1 rRNA gene is annotated in these 255 nt (G+C 55.3%); it reads right to left on the bottom strand.

Going from position 1 to position 255, the window contains the following annotated elements:
- Positions 1-255, bottom strand: a 23S ribosomal RNA gene (locus tag ACZGCQ_RS17015); the annotation flags it as partial.

Raw genomic sequence — 255 nt, 5'->3', positions numbered from 1 at the left:
CTAGGGAGTATTTAGCCTTGGGAGATGGTCCTCCCGGATTCCGACGGGGTTTCACGTGTCCCGCCGTACTCAGGATCCACTCTGGAGGGAAAACAGTTTCAGCTACAGGGCTGTCACCTTCTTCGGCGGACCTTTCCAGGTCCTTCACCTACTGTCTTCCTTTTTGACTCCGTATAGAGTGTCCTACAACCCCGAAGAGCATGCTCTTCGGTTTGGGCTGTTCCCGTTTCGCTCGCCGCTACTCAGGGAATCGCA

It is taken from the genome of Exiguobacterium sp. HSB13 (assembly GCF_056764755.1).
The sequence above is the reverse complement of the archived record's forward strand: the minus strand, read 5'-3'. Positions and strand labels throughout refer to the sequence as shown.